The organism is Streptomyces sp. NPDC096176, from assembly GCF_044763255.1.
In the GTDB taxonomy this organism is placed as follows: Bacteria; Actinomycetota; Actinomycetes; order Streptomycetales; family Streptomycetaceae; genus Streptomyces.
Window position 1 is genome coordinate 300,635 of the sequence record NZ_JBIWFV010000008.1, and the last position, 16,544, is coordinate 317,178.

The 16,544-nt window shown below is 71.7% G+C and carries 13 protein-coding genes; 6 read left to right on the forward strand and 7 right to left on the reverse strand.

From position 1 onward, the window contains the following. Positions 1-41 precede the first annotated feature (41 nt). On the reverse strand, positions 42-1,277 hold the full coding sequence (locus tag ACIQ7Q_RS23760; RefSeq protein WP_403865834.1) for an SGNH/GDSL hydrolase family protein: 1,236 nt from the start codon (positions 1,275-1,277) through the stop codon (positions 42-44). A gap of 344 nt (positions 1,278-1,621) precedes the next feature. On the opposite strand from ACIQ7Q_RS23760, the gene ACIQ7Q_RS23765 reads away from it, so the two are divergent. The 4 genes from ACIQ7Q_RS23765 (at position 1,622) to ACIQ7Q_RS23780 (ending at position 5,209) form a co-directional block, all read left to right on the forward strand. Continuing rightward, positions 1,622-2,434: an SAM-dependent methyltransferase gene (locus ACIQ7Q_RS23765; RefSeq protein ID WP_403865545.1), complete on the forward strand. Its 813-nt coding sequence runs from the start codon at positions 1,622-1,624 to the stop codon at positions 2,432-2,434. A gap of 95 nt (positions 2,435-2,529) precedes the next feature. Continuing rightward, positions 2,530-3,435: a LysR family transcriptional regulator gene (locus ACIQ7Q_RS23770; protein WP_403865548.1), complete on the forward strand. Its 906-nt coding sequence runs from the start codon at positions 2,530-2,532 to the stop codon at positions 3,433-3,435. A 119-nt stretch (positions 3,436-3,554) separates the two neighbouring features. Beyond that, the gene (locus tag ACIQ7Q_RS23775; RefSeq protein WP_403865550.1) at positions 3,555-4,160 is read left to right on the forward strand and encodes a cysteine dioxygenase; all 606 of its coding nucleotides are present in this window, start codon (positions 3,555-3,557) and stop codon (positions 4,158-4,160) included. Then, entirely contained in the window at positions 4,160-5,209 is a 1,050-nt protein-coding gene (locus ACIQ7Q_RS23780) for a YeiH family protein (RefSeq protein WP_403865553.1), read from the forward strand. The genes ACIQ7Q_RS23775 and ACIQ7Q_RS23780 overlap by 1 nt, the downstream gene beginning before the upstream one ends. Positions 5,210-5,458: 249 nt before the next feature. On the opposite strand, the gene ACIQ7Q_RS23785 is transcribed toward ACIQ7Q_RS23780, so the two are convergent. Next, a complete protein-coding gene (locus tag ACIQ7Q_RS23785; protein WP_403865556.1) occupies positions 5,459-8,251 on the reverse strand; it encodes a LuxR C-terminal-related transcriptional regulator in 2,793 nt (930 codons plus the stop codon). Between the two features lie 289 nt (positions 8,252-8,540). Between ACIQ7Q_RS23785 and ACIQ7Q_RS23790 the strand changes: the two genes are divergently transcribed. After that, the gene (locus ACIQ7Q_RS23790) at positions 8,541-8,960 is read left to right on the forward strand and encodes an ATP-binding protein (RefSeq protein WP_403865558.1); all 420 of its coding nucleotides are present in this window, start codon (positions 8,541-8,543) and stop codon (positions 8,958-8,960) included. Between the two features lie 182 nt (positions 8,961-9,142). Here the strand turns inward: ACIQ7Q_RS23790 and xylA are convergent, their stop codons facing one another. Further along, positions 9,143-10,312: a xylose isomerase gene (xylA, locus tag ACIQ7Q_RS23795; RefSeq protein WP_403865561.1), complete on the reverse strand. Its 1,170-nt coding sequence runs from the start codon at positions 10,310-10,312 to the stop codon at positions 9,143-9,145. 198 nt (positions 10,313-10,510) lie between these two features. On the opposite strand from xylA, the gene xylB reads away from it, so the two are divergent. Beyond that, entirely contained in the window at positions 10,511-12,004 is a 1,494-nt protein-coding gene (gene xylB / locus ACIQ7Q_RS23800; RefSeq protein ID WP_403865563.1) for a xylulokinase, read from the forward strand. Positions 12,005-12,150: 146 nt separating this feature from the next. Here xylB and ACIQ7Q_RS23805 read toward each other — a convergent pair whose 3' ends face one another. The 4 genes from ACIQ7Q_RS23805 to ACIQ7Q_RS23820 form a co-directional block, all read right to left on the reverse strand. Then, positions 12,151-12,609: a MaoC family dehydratase gene (locus ACIQ7Q_RS23805; RefSeq protein ID WP_403865566.1), complete on the reverse strand. Its 459-nt coding sequence runs from the start codon at positions 12,607-12,609 to the stop codon at positions 12,151-12,153. Beyond that, positions 12,606-13,973 (reverse strand): MFS transporter, encoded by a 1,368-nt coding sequence (locus tag ACIQ7Q_RS23810; protein ID WP_403865569.1) that lies wholly within the window; start codon positions 13,971-13,973, stop codon positions 12,606-12,608. The genes ACIQ7Q_RS23805 and ACIQ7Q_RS23810 overlap by 4 nt, the downstream gene beginning before the upstream one ends. Positions 13,974-14,280: 307 nt before the next feature. Then, positions 14,281-15,504 carry an acetyl-CoA C-acetyltransferase gene (locus tag ACIQ7Q_RS23815; RefSeq protein ID WP_403865572.1) on the reverse strand — a complete coding sequence of 408 codons (1,224 nt, stop codon included), beginning with the start codon at positions 15,502-15,504 and terminating at the stop codon, positions 14,281-14,283. Positions 15,505-15,612: 108 nt separating this feature from the next. After that, the gene (locus ACIQ7Q_RS23820) at positions 15,613-16,530 is read right to left on the reverse strand and encodes a LysR substrate-binding domain-containing protein (RefSeq protein WP_403865575.1); all 918 of its coding nucleotides are present in this window, start codon (positions 16,528-16,530) and stop codon (positions 15,613-15,615) included. Between the last annotated feature and the right edge of the window lie 14 nt (positions 16,531-16,544).

The following is a 16,544-nucleotide window of genomic DNA, read 5'->3' on the forward strand; positions in this document are numbered from 1 at the left end:
CAAGCCGGGAACCCCCGGGTGCGCCGCGTGCGGCGCGGCTGTTACCTCCTCGAGCAGCGCAGGTGGTCCGCCCTCACCGTGCCTGCCGTCAGTTCCATCCCCGCGTCGTTCGGGTGCAGATGATCGCCACCGTCGTACGCGGGCAGCATCCGCGACGTGCGCTCCGGATCCCGGATGGCCGCATCGAAGTCGACGACCTCGTCGAAGGCGCCGCTGTTCCTGATGAAGGCGTTGACCTCCTGCCGGACCGTCTCGCCGGCCGGGGTCCACTCCCGCCACCCCTCGTAGGGCATGACGGTCGCCCCCACCACGCACACGCCTGCCGCGTGTGCCCGGTCGATGATCTGGCGGTAGCCGGCGATCATCTGCGCGGCGGTCGGGGCCGGGGTGGCCTTGATGTCGTTGACGCCCTCGAAGAGGATCATCGTGCGCACGCCCCGCTGGGAGAGCACATCGCGGTCCAGTCGCTTGATCGCGCTGACGCCCGAACCGTCGCTCAGCACCTTGTTGCCGGAGATGCCTTCATTGGCGACGCCTTTGATGCGAGAGCGAGGGTCGCCCTCGAGGCGGCGGGCGAGGAAGTCGGGCCACCGGCGGTTGGTGCCGGCCGTTGAGGAGGCGCCGTCGGTGATGGAGTCGCCGAGCGCGGCCACGGCGCCGATGCCGCGCCGGGCGTCGACGACCACGGCGTCGAGGTAGAACCAGGAGTTGACCGTTTGGGTGTACGCGGTGGCGGACTCGTCGGCGGAGTGGTCGCCGACGGGCGCGACGTACGAGGTCTGCAGCGCCATGCGGTGGCCGGTGGCGGTGCCGGCCGCCTGCTGTACGTACACGCTGACGACCAGGTCGGACTGCGGACGGATCGTGCCCCGCAGCGGGTCGCTGTAGACCGATTCGCCGGGCGGGACGGTGACCGAGGGGGAGCCGCCGAAGGTCAACGGCCGATTGCTGCCCGGTTCGAGCGCGGCGTCGGACGCGCGCAGGCCCGCATGGGCCCGGCCGAAGGTGACCGGCTGCTCGCCGAAGGCGTTGGAGAGACGGACGCGCACTCCGTAGCCGCCGACGCTGGTGCGGACGACGAGGCGGTACGTACGGTCCTGCGCGGCCGTGCCGAGGCGGTCGGTGCCGGCGGCCCAGGAGACGACCCGTGACGTGCCGCGCGACGCGGCTTCGGACGACGGGGAGGCGGCAGGTGCTCCGGAGGAGGCCGAAGACGGGGACGACGTCGACGCGGGCGACGCATGGGCCGTCGCGGTGGCAAGAGCCGTTCCCGTCATGGCAGTTGCTGTCACGACGGCCGCGGCGAGTGTCCCGCGGAGGACCGACGGGACCGACAGAGCCGACAGGGCCGACAGAGGCGGGCGTAACCAGGATCTGAGCATGCTCCGTGTGACCTCCGATGCGATCCGGGCGCATGTGGCAGGTGAAGTGACTCCTGTGCATTGACTCGCGCGGAGCGCTCCGTGTCCAGAGCGCATCCCTCCGTGAAGTCCCCTGCGCCGGAGGGGAGTTACTTGCCGCGCGCAGGTCGTCCTGCGAGGATCATGTGCGCCTCCGTCCCCCGGAGGGGCCGGGGACGCGACACCGCACCGGACGTCGAGCATCGAGGGAGAGCGCCGATATGGCGGGGACCGAGTCGACTGCTGCGCGGATAGACACCAGCAGGCCGCACCCGGCCCGGGTCTACGACTGGTTCCTGGGCGGCAAGGACAACTACCCGGTCGACGAAGAGCTCGGCAGACACATCATGGACGTCGACGGGACGGCCAAGCACGTCGCCCGGACGAACCGCTGGTTCATGCAGCGCGTCACCCGCTGGCTGGCGGGCAGTGCCGGTGTCCGGCAGTACCTCGACATCGGCACCGGCATCCCGACCGAGCCCAACCTGCACCAGATGGCGCAGGCTGCCGCGCCCGAGTGCCGCGTCGTCTACACCGACAACGACCCCATTGTGCTCACCCACGCAGAGGCGCTGCTGCGCAGCACCCCCGAGGGCGTCACGGACTACGTCCAGGCCGATGTGCGCGACCCCGAGCGGATCCTCGAGCAGGCTCGCAAGAGCCTCGACCTCTCCCGGCCGGTCGCCCTCTCGCTCGTGGCGCTGACGCACTTCCTCGGCGCCGACGACCGCCCGGAGGACCTGGTCGCCCGCCTCGTCGACGCCCTCCCCTCCGGCAGTTACCTCGTCCTCTCGCAGCTCACCGCCGACTTCGACCCCGTCGCCGTCCATCGCGGCGTGGAGATGTACGCGGCAGGCGGGGTCACCCTCGCTCCCCGTACCCGCGCTGAGATCGCCCGCTTCTTCGAGGGGCTCGAGTTCGTGGAGCCCGGGCTCGTCGAGCTGACCGACTGGCACCCCGAACTCGCCGTCGACGAGGCGGTCAACGAGGACGCGGTGATCTCGCTGTACGGCGGGGTGGCCCGCAAGCCCTGACGGCCGAGGGCCCTTCGCCCCGGGGGCGGTCCTCCAAATTCTGCTTATGGTTCGCCGGACAATGGCGCTCACGACTCGCCGGATATGATGCGCCGGTGTTCGATTCCCGGCACATCAAGACGTTCCACGAAGTGGTCAGGACCGGCTCCTACTCGGCCGCCGCTCGCGCCCTCGGCTACACCCAGCCGGCGATCACGCAGCAGATGAAGGCCCTCGAACGGGACGTCGGCACGCCCCTGTTCATCCGCGTCGGCCGGGGCATGCGGCTCACCGAGGCCGGTGAGGCGCTGTCCCGGCAGGCCACGGCCATCCTGGACTCCATGTCGGCGGCCCAGGAGCAGATCAACGCCCTCACCCGGCTGCGCGCCGGGCGGGTCCGGATCTGCGCGTTCCCCAGCGCCAACTCCACCCTCGTCCCGGAGACCCTGGCTCGGCTCACGGCCGCCCACCCGGCCATCCGCGTCGACCTGCTGGAGAACGAACCGCCCGAGTCGCTGCAACGTCTGGCTCGGGGGGAGTGCGACATCTCGCTGGCCTTCACGTATCCCGGTCTGCACGAGGACGTTCCCGACGAACTGGTGGAGATACCGCTGCTCGAGGACCAGCTGACCGTGTTGCTGCCCGGTGGGCACCCCCTGGCCCGCCGGCGGGTCGTCAGGCTCGTCGACCTCGCAGGCGAGCGCTGGATAGCCGGATGCCCGCGCTGCCGCGCCAACCTGCTGCACGAGTGCGCCGAGGTGGGCTTCGTCCCCGACATCGCCTTCATGACCGACGACAACCTCGCGGTGCAGAGTCTGGTCGCCGAAGGGCTCGGCATCGCCATGATCCCGTCGCTCGTGCTGAACTTCATGCGCCATGCCAAGGTCGCCGGCCGCCCGCTGCAGCCGGCGTCGCGGCGCAAGATCTCCGCGTACGTCCTGCGGGAACATCTGCGCATCCCCGCGACGGCACTCGTACTGGACGAGCTCAGGGCCGTCGCCGCGAACAAGACCGGCTGCTGACAGCCCCTCGCCCCCGTGGACGCGCACCCGTCAACACGGCTCGCACCCATAAACACCGCTTGGAGGGTGCGAAGAAACCGTCGTTGGACGCCATCTGTCCCCGGTCCGACGCTGCCCGTATGACCCAAGCCTCGGCCGCCCGGAGCGCCTGCCCCGCCAACTGCACCACCGCCTACACCGCCGCCCGCACCACCGACCGCCTGGACGCGCTGATCGCCGGCGTACGCGAGACCGTCGGCCGGGGCCTGCCGCCGGAACTGACGGCGTACCTGGTCGGGGAGTGCCTCGCGCCGCACCTGGGCGCCGACGACCTGCTCACCGACGAGCAGCGCGAGAGCGATCCCGCCCGCTACCGCCAGCACCTCCTGCACGCCGAACACGACGGCAGTTTCTCCGTCGTCGCCCTCGTCTGGCTGCCGGGGCAGGGGACCACCGTGCACGACCACGTGTCCTGGTGCACCACCGGCGTCCACGAAGGACAGGAGCGCGAGCGGCGCTTCCGGCTCGTCCCGGCCGTCGAGAACGGCGGCACCGCGCGGCTGGTCGCCACCGGGGACGTCGTCAACCGGCAGGGCGAGTTCTGCGGCTTCGCCCCGCCGGGCGACATCCACCGCGTCTGGAACGACGGGCCCTCCGCAGCGATTTCGTTGCACGTCTACGGCGCCGACATATCCCGGCTCGGTACCAGCGTGCGCCGCGTCTACGAACTGCCGGCCGACCGCTGATGGCCCTCCTGCGGGAGCGGCCCGCCGCCAGGCCCGGCGTCCCGCCCGCTGCCTCGCGGCGCCACGGGCTTGCGCTCGCCGCACTCGGCGTCGCCGTCGCATGGTCCGTCCACCGGCTGCTGCCCGGCGTGCCGATGCTCACCGCCGCCGTCGTGCTCGGTGTCGTGGCCGCGCACCTGCCCCGGATGCGGCCGGTTGCGAGGGGTGCGGCACGGCCGGGCCTGTCGTACGCGGCGAAGCGGCTGATGCGAGTCGGCATCGTGCTCCTCGGGCTGAAACTCAGCCTCGACGACGTGCGCGGCCTCGGCTGGGCCGCTGTCGCCATGGTGCTCGGCGTCGTGACGGCGACCCTCCTCGGGACGTGGTGGCTCGGCCGGCGTCTCGGACTCCCCGGGGACCAGCCCCTCCTCATCGCCACGGGCTACGCGATCTGCGGCGCGTCGGCCATCGGCGCCGTCGGCGAGGCGAGGGACAGCGACGAACGGGACACGGCCGTCTCGGTGGCGCTGGTCACACTCTGCGGGACGCTCGCCATCGGTGTACTGCCTTTGCTGCAGGGTCTGTTGGGCCTCGGCGACGCCGAGTTCGGCCGCTGGGTCGGTGCGAGCGTGCACGACGTCGGTCAGGTCGTCGCCACCGCGCAGACCGCCGGGGGCGAGGCACTCGGCGAAGCCGTGCTGGTCAAACTGATGCGGGTCGCGCTGCTCGCGCCCCTGGTCGCCGCCGTGGCGCTGTCCGTACGGCGCAGAAGGGCGCGGACCGGGTCCGGCGGAGCAGGCCGGGCGCGAATACCGCTGGTGCCGCTTTTTGTCGTGGGCTTCCTCGCCGCCGTGGCCGTCCGCAGCACGGGTCTGCTGCCCTCCGCGGTGCTGGACGCGGCGCACACAGCACAAGAACTCCTGCTCGCCGCCGCCCTGTTCGGCCTCGGCAGCGCGGTGCACCTGCCGTCGCTCGCCCGCACCGGTGCCCGCGTCGCGGCCGTCGGGCTCTCCGCATGGCTGGTCGTCGTCGGCGCGTCGTACGCCGGAGTGGTGCTGCTGGCGGGATGAGCGGAGCCGCGTGGTGAGCTGCCGGCAGGTTCAGTGGTGCCCGGGGCCGGGATTCCCATGGCGTCACGACGGCGGCCGCTGTGGGGGTGCGGTGCGATCGGTCGGCATCCCGGCACACCCGGGCACGCCCAGGAAACTAGGGCCGCCGGACGGGCGCTGCCTATACGGACCCGCGATTTACCTATACGCAAAGAATCGCTCCAGGCCCCTGACCAAGGGCCCGACCGGGCTCTTGGCCTCCTCGGATGCTCACTCGTGGCGCTGGTTGCGCGCCCGTACGAGATTCTGCCGGGACTGCGACTCCAGCTTCCGCCTGGCCCGGGCCACATGCTGCTCCACCGTGCGCGGCGACAGGTGCAGTGTCGCCGCGATCTCGCGGTTGGTGAGACCCGTCGCCGCCAGGTCCGCGACCTCCTGCTCGCGCGGCGACAGCTGGTCCCCGTAGCTGGGCCGGCCACGCGGCCGCTGCTCGTCGGCGGGCTGGTGCGCGCGCATCGCGGCCCGGATGCGTGCCGCGTCCCAGACCGCGCCGAGCTCGGTCAACTGCTCGACGCACGAGGCGAGTTCCGTGACCGCGGCATCCGTGTCGATCCCGGACGCCAACTGGCAGCGCGCCACCCCCTCCGTGGCCAGGACGGTGGCGTACGGGCGCGGCAGCCCCGCGTAGACGAGGGCCGCCCGGCGGAACAGGTCCGCCGCCGTGCGATGGTCGCCCTGCGCCTCCGCGAGAAGCGCACGGCACCAGCTCAGCGCCGCCGACGACGCGGGCGCCTGGCGTCCCTCGAGACCCGCCGCGTACTCGTCGGCCATCCTCCGCGCCGTGTCGGGCCGGCCCGCGCGCAGCGTCGCGTCGACCGCCCACGGCGCGAGCTCGGCCGCCCACACCCACACGCCCTTGTCACGGACCCGGTCCCAGGCCACCGACGCCTCGGCCACCGCGGACTCGATGTCGTCCCGGACCAGCGCCATGCGGATCAGGGCGCCGGAGGCGGCAGCCCCGTGCGGGACGGCGGAGCCGTCCGTCTCCCGCGCACCCTCGCCCGCCAGCCAGGCCGTCGCCTGCTGCCACTCGCCCCGGGACAGCGCCATCAGCCCGAGGACCGTCCGGCCGTCGAGGCCCTGGCCCGGCATCGTCTCGGCCTCCGCCACGTACGCGCGGGCACGGGTGGTCAGGTCCGACCAGTCGCCCTCCGCCCAGTCGAGGAGCAGCGCCGTACCCCGCGCGCCCTGCTCGACGTACGAGGCGCCACTGCGCGTCGCCAGCTCGATCCCCTCCGCGAGCAGCCCGCGGGCGGGGCCCAACTGGCCCAGCCACAGCGCACCGTCCGCCGCGTTGCACAGACCGCGGGCGACATGCTGACGGCAGGCGGGGTCGTCGGTGTCCCTCGGCAGTTGCTCCAGCACCTGCCAGGCGGCCGGATCGCCGATGTACATCAGAGTTCCCGCGCGGTTGGCGGCGACCGCCGTGCGGGCCTCCTCGTCGCCGCTGTCCGCGCCTGCCTTCTCCGCGCGCTCCAGCCAGTACAGATTCCGTTCCAGAGGGACCGTCGACAGCAGCGGCATCGCGAGCGCCGCCATCGCCCTGGCCGCCATGACCGGCCGCTCCTGGAGCTCCTCCACCGCCTGCTGGAGCTCCAGCCAGCCCTGCATACCGGCGACCGCCTGGTTGCAGAGCAACAGCCCCAGGTCGAGGCGGATCTGGCCGCGTACGGCGGCCGGCAGCGTCTGCTCGTCCAGGATTTGCCGCAGCACCGACACCGTCTGGTCGCTGCGCAGCCCCAGCACCGCACTGTGTGCCAGCAGCGGCGCGAGCCGGGCGCGGGCGGCAGGCGGCACGGTCGGCCGGGAGAGGGTGTGTTCCAGCAGGTCGACCGCGGCCTGGTGGTCACCGGACTCCGCGCACTGGAGCGCGCCCTGCTCCACCGCCCGCAGCCACGCCTTGACCTGGCCCCCGTGCCGGCGGTGGCGGGCGAGCGGCACCCATGGCACCGGGTGCCGGCGGCCGAGGGCGGTCGCCGCCCGGCGGTGCATCTCGCGGCGCACCGGCCCGGGGACCTCCGGGTAGACCGCTGTCGCCGCCATGGGCACGAAGAATCCGTAGCGGCCCTCGTCGACCTCCCTCAGGACGCCCTCGCGCAGCGCCTCCACCAGGGCCCGGTTGCCCGCACCGCCGTCCAGACCGGCCACCGCGGAGAGCTCCTCGGCCTCCACCGGCTCGTCGAGCACGGCGGCCGCCCACACGACGTCCTTTGCGTGCTCCTTGAGCGCCGCGGTACGGGCGAGGGCCAGCTCGGTGAGACGAGGTGGCACGCCCGCCGCGTCCAGGTCCCTGAGCGAGTAGTGCTCCCGTCCGTTGCCGGACTCGCGCAGCAACCGCACCACATCGGTGACGACCTGAGGGATGCCGCCGGAACGGTCGAGGAGCCGGGATATCAGTTCGGACGGACAACTGCTCTCGCCCAGCCCCTCCTCGACGAGCCGGCGGACCTGCTGTGCGTCCAACGGGCCGAGCCGCATGCGGAACACCGAGAGGCAGGAGGGGAAGTGCGCGCCCCGGCCCAGTACGAGGCCGGGTTCGCGGAGTTCCTCGGGGCGGTACGTCAGGACGGCGGCGAGGCCGGTCGGTGGCCGGTCCAGGAGCCTGCGCAGCAGATCGAGGGCGGCGCGGTCGGCGCGGTGCACGTCCTCCGCGACGAGCAGGAACCGTTCGCCCCGTTCGAGGAGGGACGACACGGCGCCGGGCAGATCGGCCTGGACGGACGGAGGTGCCGCGGGCTCCGGCGGGGGCGCTGCGGGCGTCTGCGGCCGGCTGACGGACATCCCGAACGCCGAGAACGAGACGATCACGCAGCGTATCGACTCTGCGACTGCGGCGTCGGCGAGCCGCTTCGCGAGCCGGGTCTTCCCCGTTCCGGCCGCCCCCTCGAGCAACAGCAGAGAGGGGCGGTCCGCTCGGAATCCTTCGACGTCGGCCCCGGTGGACGCGTCCGAGACGACCCGCCCCAGCCATCGGCCCGCTGTCTCGTCACTCAGCGTATCCACCGAATCACTCTCCTCGGTGTTTCCCGGGCATTTCGATTGATTACGTATACGGGTTTCAGTGTCCCTGATTGAACAGCGGGTGTCCGGATACGAGTGTTGAGGTGCCGCAGAACATCTGCATGGCTTTCGACGGCCCGGTGAGCCAAGGACTCCCGGCCGCTGGACCTGAGTCAGGGCGACGCCGCCCGACCGAACAGGAGCCCAAGTGATCGCCATAGAACGTGCCCCGAGTCCTGCCCCGTACCGGGCCGGACCCACCTCCGCTCTGCGCAGCCTGGCACACTGTGCCATGCCCGCTACGCCGGAGGCCGCGCGCACTCTGCGGCGCTTCGCCCGGGCGGTCGCGCGCCGATGGCGACTGGCCGATCACTTCGACGAGGCGCTGTCCGTCATCGTCACCGAACTGGTCACCAACGTGATCCTGCACAGCGGGAGCCCCTGGGTGTCCACGGTGATCAGTGTCCGGGGCGAGGCGCTGACGGTCGAGGTCATGGACGGCGGCTGCTGGAAACACCGCGTGAACCGCCGGCAGGAACCACTGGACGCGGACGTGTCCTGCGGGAGGGGGTTGCGCCTGGTCGACGCGTACGCGACGCGGACCATGGCGCACCGCATGGACGTGGGCAGTGTCGTGCTGGCGGAGATAGCGCTGCACGGCACGCCGCCGGTCCCGTGCGATCCCCTGCCGGGCTTCGACGCACACCTGTGAGGCCGCGCGTCCGGGGGCACGACCTGTGAGGCCGAGCGTCTGAGGGGCGCGCATACTGCCCCAGGGGCGGGGCGCATGCGTGACTTCGCCCGCACTGAGGCCCACCGGCGTGCAGGCCGTCCCGACCGGGAGGTGGAACGGCCCGCATACCCGTGGGGCGGTTGCGTGCGAGGCGCGGAGAGTCAGCGGGCCGCGAGCAGGTGATCCATCGCCAGCTGGTCGAGGCGCTCGAAGGCCATGCCCCGCTCGGCCGCCGCGTCCACGTCGAAGTCCTCGAACGCCGCCCGGTCCGCCAGAAGCGCCGCCAGCCCGTCCTCTGCCGTCGGACGCGCCAGCTCGTCCAGGCGTGACGCCTTCAGCGCCCGCTGGACCTCCGGGTCGGCACGGAACGCCGCGGCACGCTCCTTCAGGATCAGGTAGTTGCGCATGCAGCCCGCCGCCGACTCCCACACGCCGTCGAAGTCCTCCGTGCGCGGCGGCTTGAAGTCGAAGTGCCGCGGCCCCTCGTACCCCGCCGTCTCCAGCAGGTCGACCAGCCAGAACGCCGACCGCAGATCGCCGGCGCCGAAGCGCAGGTCCTGGTCGTACTTGATGCCGTTCTGGCCGTTCAGGTCGATGTGGAAGAGCTTGCCCGCCCACAGCGCCTGTGCGATGGAGTGCGGGAAGTTGAGTCCGGCCATCTGCTCGTGGCCCACTTCCGGGTTCACGCCGTACAGCTCCGGCCGCTCCAGGCGCTCGATGAACGCCAGTGCGTGGCCGACCGTCGGCAGCAGGATGTCGCCGCGCGGCTCGTTCGGCTTGGGCTCGATCGCGAAGCGCAGGTCGTAACCCTGCTCCGTGACGTACTCGCCCAGCAGGTCGAAGGCTTCCTTCATCCGGTCCAGCGCGACACGTACGTCCTTCGCCGCGCCGGACTCGGCGCCCTCGCGTCCGCCCCAGGCGACGTACGTCTTGGCGCCGAGCTCGGCCGCGAGGTCGATGTTCCGGATGGTCTTGCGCAGCGCGTAGCGGCGCACGTCGCGGTCGTTGGCCGTGAAGCCGCCGTCCTTGAAGACAGGGTGCGTGAAGAGGTTGGTCGTGGCCATGGGGACGATCAGGCCGGTGGCGTCGAGCGCCTGCCGGAAGCGCTTGATGTGGCCGTCCCGCTCGGTCTCGGTCGCACCGAAGGGGATCAGGTCGTCGTCGTGGAAGGTCACACCGTACGCGCCGAGTTCGGCGAGCCGCCGGACGGACTCCGCGGGGTCCAGGTGGGGCCGCGTCGCGTCGCCGAACGGGTCCCGGCCCTGCCAGCCGACCGTCCAGAGGCCGAAGCTGAACTTGTCCTCCGGGGTGGGGGTGAAGCGTTCCGTCATGGCCGTGTCCGCCTTGGATCCTCGGTTTGTTTTCTGTCCTTACTAATCATGCACGCCCGTGCCCGATCACAGAAGACCTCCGGTCTCCCTTCCATTCCATGTCTGTTGTCGTCGAGCAGTGTGGCGTAGTTTTGCCCCGGCTGGATTTGTTCCAAGCTCGGCCAAATGGCCGGGGCGTACGGACGGAGAGGTGCGGCAATGCCGGCGAACACGGTCGTCATCGGGGTGGACAGCTCCACCCAGTCCACAAAGGCGGCGTTCACCGACGCCGCGACCGGCCGGCTCATCGCCGTCGGCAGGGCGCCCCACCGGGTCACCGGTGAAGGCGGCGCACGGGAGAGCGACCCCGAGGTGTGGTGGCACGCGCTGCGGGAGGCCGTCGCCCTCGGCCTCAAGGAACTGGGCGGGCTCGGTGTCGGCTCCTCCGCCGTCACCGGCATCGCGGTCGCCGGGCAGCAGCACGGGCTGGTCGTCCTCGACCGCACCGGCGCCCCCGTACGCCCCGCGCTGCTGTGGAACGACACCCGCTCCGCACCCCAGGCCGCGGCCCTCACCGAGGAGCTCGGCGGCCCCGACGCCTGGACCGCCCGCACCGGCTCGGTCCCCGTCGCCTCCATGACGGCCGCCAAGTGGCAGTGGCTGCGGGAGAACGACCCGGCGTCCGCGGACGCCGCAGCGGCGGTGCGCCTCCCGCACGACTTTCTCACCGAACGCCTGGCGGGCGTCGCCGCCACCGACCCCGGGGACGCGTCCGGCACCTGCTGGTACTCCACGGCGACCGGCTCCTACGACCCAGAACTGCTCGACCTCGTTGGCCTGGACGCCGCGCTGCTGCCGTCCGTGGCGCCGACCGGCGGCACTCGCGTCGGTTCCCTCACCGCCTCGGCCGCCGCGGAACTCGGCCTGCCGGCCGGTATCGCGGTCGCGGCCGGAACGGGCGACAACATGGCCGCGGCGGTCGGTCTCGGTCTCGGCGGGGCGGGACTGCTGGACCACCCGGTGCTCAGCCTCGGTACGTCGGGCACCGTGTTCGCCGCGAGCCGCACGCGGCCCGCCTCGCCGGCGCTCGCCGGGTTCGCAGCCGCAGACGGCACGTATCTGCCGCTCGCCTGCACTCTCAACTGCACGCTCGCCGTCGACAAGGTCGCATCCCTGCTGGGCCTGGACCGGGAGGCCGCACAGGCGGGCGGCGAGGTGGTCGTCCTGCCATACCTCGACGGCGAACGCACCCCCGACCTGCCCGCCGCGTCCGGACTGCTGACGGGCCTGCGGCACACGACGACCCGTCAACAGATCCTGGGCGCGGCCTACGAGGGCGCGGTCGTGACCGTACTGCGCGCCCTCGACGAGGTCATGCGTGCCTGCGGCCAGGATCCGGCGGCTCCGGAGACGGCAGCGCGCCCGCTGAGACTGGTGGGCGGCGGCGCCAAGGGCCGCCACTGGGTGGAGACCGTCCGCCGTCTCTCGGGCCGCCCGCTGCTGATCCCGGCCGCCACGGAGCTCGTCGCCCTGGGCGCGGCGGCCCTGGCTGCTGCCGCGGCGGCCGGGGCCGCGGGGGCGGAAGCGGTGGAGCTGGCGGCCGGCTGGCAGAGCGGCTCCGGGAGGGAACTGGAGCCGGTGGAACGGGACATGGAGACGTGGGAGCGGGTCTCGTCGGTGCTGGCGGAGGTGTCGGGGAAGCGGGCGGCGTGAGCGGGGGGCGCTGCTGAGCCCCGGCCTCGCGCCTCCATCACCGGCGGGGCCGCAGTTGCCAGGCAATTCCGGCCCCGCCGGTGATGGAACGCCGTTTCACCTGTCAGCGACGTCAGGGATGTGAGGGATGTCAAAGCTGTCGCGGATCACGGATAGAAGTGCGTCAGCGATTCCGCGACGCACGCCGGCTTCGCGGATCCCTCCAGCTCGAAGGTGAAGCCTCGCGTCATGCCGACCCCGCCCCGCCTCACCGGGGCCACCGACGCGACCGTGGCGTGGAGGCGGACGCGGCTGCCCACGGGGACGGGGGCCGGGAAACGGACCTTGTTGACGCCGTAGTTGAGCGCCATGCCCACGCCGGTCACCTGCAGCAGTTCGGCGAACATCGGGATGCCCCAGCTGAGGACCATGTAACCGTGGGCGATGGTCCGCCCGTACGGGCCTTCGGCGGCGCGTTCGGTGTCCGTGTGGATCCACTGATGGTCGCCGGACACCGCGGCGAACATGTCGATCAGGTCCTGGGTGACCTCGCGCCAGCGGGAGTGGCCGAGGTCCTGGCCGGCCAGTGCGCTGATCTCCGGGATGCCGTTGACGGTGAACGTCATGCCGTTCCGCCTCGGACGGCCGTGGCGGGGGCCGTGGTGGCCGGCTCGGGCTGCTGTTCGTCGCCCGATTCCGCCAGTTCGTCGTAGTCGGGGCGGCGCAGGATGAGCACCATGCAGCCGAGGGTCAGCAGCACCTGGAAGACGGCGTAGCAGATGACGGCCGCGATGGAGCCCGTCCAGTTCAGCAGGGACTGGCCGACGATCGGGGTGGTGCCGCCGAGGATCGTGCCGCACAGCTGGTAGCAGAGGGAGATGCCGGTGTAGCGGACGTTCGCGGGGAAGCGGCTGGCCAGCATGCCCGCGAGGGCCGCGTAGTACAGGCAGTGCGGGACGGTGGCGACGGCGACGCCGACCATCGCCAGGGCGTAGTTCTCGGTGCTGATGAGGATGAACATCAGCGGCATGAGGACGATTTCGGGGATCAGCATCACGCAGACCGCGCGGGTCATGCTCTTCATCCTGGTGGCGAGCACGGCGCCGAAGGGCTGGACGAGGACCTGGAGGACGTTGGCCACCAGGATGATGGTGAGGAAGGAGCTGCGGTCGAAGTCCAGGCTGCTGGTCGCCCAGGAGAGGGCGAAGGTGGACTTGAAGTAGGTGGCGGAGAGGCCGATCGTGCAGGCGCCGATGCCGAGCAGGATCAGCGTCGGCTGGGTGCGCAGCACCTCGGTGAGCGGCATCTTGGCGACCTTGTTGGCCTTGATGGCCTTGGCCATCGCCGGCGACTCGGCGACCCGCATGCGCACGAAGAGGCCGACGAAGACGAGGAGCGCCGACGCCAGGAAGGGGATGCGCCAGCCCCAGGAGACGAAGTCGTCGTCCGGCAGCTGGCTGATCGCCAGGAAGCTGACGGTGCTGAGGGTGTTGCCGACGGGGGAGCCCTGCTGGGCGAAGGCGGCGTAGAGGATGGACTTGCCCTTGGGGGCGTGCTCCGAGGCGATCAGAACCGAGCCGCCCCACTCTCCGCCGAGCCCGATGCCCTGCACCATGCGGATGCAGACCAGCAGGATCGGTGCCGCCACACCGATCGTCGAGTATCCGGGGAGCAGGCCGATGAGGGTGGTGGCGATGCCCATCATCAGCAGGGTGATGACCAGGGTCTTCTTGCGGCCGAGCCGGTCGCCGAAGTGGCCGAAGATGATGCCGCCGAGCGGACGGGCGAGGAAGCCGACCCAGAAGGTCGCGAAGGCGACGAGGGTGCCGACCGGGCCTTCGAGTTCAGGGAAGAAGACCTCGTCGAAGACGAGGGCTGCGGCCGTTCCGTAGATGTAGAAGTCGAACCATTCGATGGTCGAGCCTATGAAGGCTCCCAGCCCCGCGCGGTTCGCGGTTCTCTTCTGCTCGCGTGCGGCGGACGCGCTCATGCTGCGGCTCCCTGGGGATGGTGATCAAGGGGGAGTGGGAGGGGGCGCCGTCCCGGCGTGTGGGGCCTCCCGCTGTGATGGGCGTAACGGTGCCAGTCGGGACCTAGACGGGTCCAATACCGAATAGCTGCCGCAGTGAGAGGTTCTCCGTCTGGATCGAGTGGCCGGAACGCATCGTTCCAAGTCGATGCGGTTCACCGCCTCATGCGGCAGAGCTCACCGCAGGACAAGGTGGACCCCTGGGTGACGCCATCACCCAGCGGCCCACCGTTGGGCCCCTGGCCCAGGCCGCGCGCCGGACGGCTCGTCAGCCGGAGACGCGCTCGAAGACCGCGGCCAGGCCCTGTCCGCCGCCGATGCACATGGTCTCCAGCCCGTAGCGGGCCTCTCGGCGGAGCATCTCGTGGGCCAGCGTCGTCAGGATGCGGGCGCCGGTGGCGCCCACCGGGTGGCCGAGGGAGATGCCCGAGCCGTTGACGTTGATCCGGTCGTGGTCGGAGTCGGTCAGGCCGAGTTGCCGGGTGCACGCCAGGACCTGCGCGGCGAAGGCCTCGTTCATTTCGATCAGGTCCAGGTCCGCGAGCTTCAGGCCCGCGCGCTCCAGCGCGGTGCGGGTGGCCGGGACCGGGCCGAGGCCCATCGTGCCGGCCGGGACGCCGGCCCTGGAGAAGGAGACCAGCCGCACCAGCGGTGTCAGCCCCAGCCGGTGCGCCGTCTCCGCGCTCGTCACCAGGCAGGCGGCGGCCGCGTCGTTCTGCCCGCTGGCGTTTCCAGCGGTGACCGTCGCATCGGGGTCCGACTTGATGGTCAGGGGCCGCAGCGCGGCCAGCTTCTCCGCCGTCGTGTCGGGACGCGGGTGTTCGTCCGCGGAGACCAGCGTCTCGCCCTTCTTGGTGCGTACGGGCACGGGCACGATCTCCTCGGCGAACACACCCGACTCGACGGCCCGCCCGGCCCGCGCTTGAGAACGCAGGGCGAGGGCGTCCTGGTCCTGGCGGCTGATCGCGAACTCGCGGCGCAGGTTCTCCGCGGTCTCGATCATGCCGCCCGGCACCGGGTGGTTGACGCCGCCCGCCGTCACTCGGCCGCGCGCGAGCGAGTCGTGGAGCTGAAGGCTCGGGCCCTTGATGCCCCAGCGGCCGTCATGGGTGTAGTAGGGAGCCGCGCTCATCACGTCGACGCCGCCGGCGATCACCACGTCGCTGAAGCCGGAGCGGACCTGCATGGCCGCATCCAGCACGGCCTGGAGCCCCGAGCCGCAGCGGCGATCGATCTGGACTCCGGTCACGGACACCGGAAGCCCCGCGTCCAGAGCCGCGACCCGGCCGATCGCCGGGGCGTCCGAGGTCGGATAGGCATGACCGAGGATCACCTCGTCGACCCTTTCGGGGTTGATGCCCGTTCGGCTGACGATCTCCGCGATCACGTGCGCGGCAAGAGCGGCGGGCCGCAGACTCGAGAGGCCACCGCCGAATCTGCCGATCGGGGTGCGGAGCGGTTCGCAGATGACGACATCGGGCTGACCGGACATGTCGGAGGGCCTTCCTTGGGCGGACGGGTGATGCTCTTGCCGACCTTTCCACCGGCCGACTGGCCCGGTCCAATATCCGATTCCGGCTCGATTGAGACGCCAGGGCACTCAATCCCGGTGTTCGCCGTTCAGCCCCGCGGGGGTCGGCAGCGCCTCGGCGGCCACCGCCAGCACACTTCGCAACGCGGCCGAGGGATTGTCCATGCGCCAGGCGAGCGCGGCCTGCAGGCGGATCGGTGGCCCGGCCAGCGGCCGGTGCACCATACCCGTCTGCTGGATGTGCAGACAGGAGGAGAGCGTGAGGGTCACGCCCACCCCCGCGGCCACCAGCGCCAGGATGGTGTACGAGTCAGGAGCCTCCTGCACGACCCGCGGATGGAAGCCGGCCTCCTCGCAGACCCGGAAGGTGGCGTCCCGCAGTGTCGACCCGGCGTTGGCGGGAAAGCTGACGAACGGCTCGGCGGCCAGGTCCGCCACCGAGATCCGCTCGCTGCCGGCCAGAGGATGGTCCTGCGGCAGCGCGCACAGCAGCTCCTCCTCGCCGATCACCCGCGTCTCGACACCGGGCCGGCCGGCGGGCAGCCGCACGAAGCCGAGGTCGAGAGAGCCGTCCGCGACCTTGGCCAGGGCGACGTCGGCGTAGGTCTGGCCCTGCATCACCAGCTCCAGGCCGGGGTGGGCGGCCCGTACCGCCCGGGTGAGCAGCGGCAGCGTGTGATGCGAGGAGGCGCCGGCGAAGCCGACGGTGACCCGCCCGTACTCCCCGCGACCCGCGGCCTTCGCGACCCGTACGGCGATGTCCAGGTCGGCGAGCACCGTCTGCACCGGCTCGAGGAACGACTGGCCGGCGCTGGTGAGGCGTACGGAGCGGGTGTTGCGCTCGAAGAGCTGGACGCCCAGCTCCTTCTCCAGCTGGCGGATCTGCTGGCTCAGCGGCGGCTGTGCCATCTGGAGCCGCTTGGCGGCACGGCCGAAGTGCAGCTCCTCGGCCACCGCGAGGAAGGAGGTCAGGTAGCGCAGTTCCACGGTCGTCCTCGTCC

What these genes read in the sequence shown, in the direction of transcription:
- ACIQ7Q_RS23760 (WP_403865834.1), bottom strand. Translation starts at nt 1,277, where the DNA reads ATGACGGGAACGGCTCTTGCCACCGCGACGGCCCATGCGTCGCCCGCG.
- ACIQ7Q_RS23765 (WP_403865545.1), top strand. Translation starts at nt 1,622, where the DNA reads ATGGCGGGGACCGAGTCGACTGCTGCGCGGATAGACACCAGCAGGCCG.
- ACIQ7Q_RS23775 (WP_403865550.1), top strand. Translation starts at nt 3,555, where the DNA reads ATGACCCAAGCCTCGGCCGCCCGGAGCGCCTGCCCCGCCAACTGCACC.
- ACIQ7Q_RS23780 (WP_403865553.1), top strand. Translation starts at nt 4,160, where the DNA reads ATGGCCCTCCTGCGGGAGCGGCCCGCCGCCAGGCCCGGCGTCCCGCCC.
- ACIQ7Q_RS23790 (WP_403865558.1), top strand. Translation starts at nt 8,541, where the DNA reads ATGCCCGCTACGCCGGAGGCCGCGCGCACTCTGCGGCGCTTCGCCCGG.
- xylA (WP_403865561.1), bottom strand. Translation starts at nt 10,312, where the DNA reads ATGACGGAACGCTTCACCCCCACCCCGGAGGACAAGTTCAGCTTCGGC.
- xylB (WP_403865563.1), top strand. Translation starts at nt 10,511, where the DNA reads ATGCCGGCGAACACGGTCGTCATCGGGGTGGACAGCTCCACCCAGTCC.
- ACIQ7Q_RS23805 (WP_403865566.1), bottom strand. Translation starts at nt 12,609, where the DNA reads ATGACGTTCACCGTCAACGGCATCCCGGAGATCAGCGCACTGGCCGGC.
- ACIQ7Q_RS23810 (WP_403865569.1), bottom strand. Translation starts at nt 13,973, where the DNA reads ATGAGCGCGTCCGCCGCACGCGAGCAGAAGAGAACCGCGAACCGCGCG.
- ACIQ7Q_RS23815 (WP_403865572.1), bottom strand. Translation starts at nt 15,504, where the DNA reads ATGTCCGGTCAGCCCGATGTCGTCATCTGCGAACCGCTCCGCACCCCG.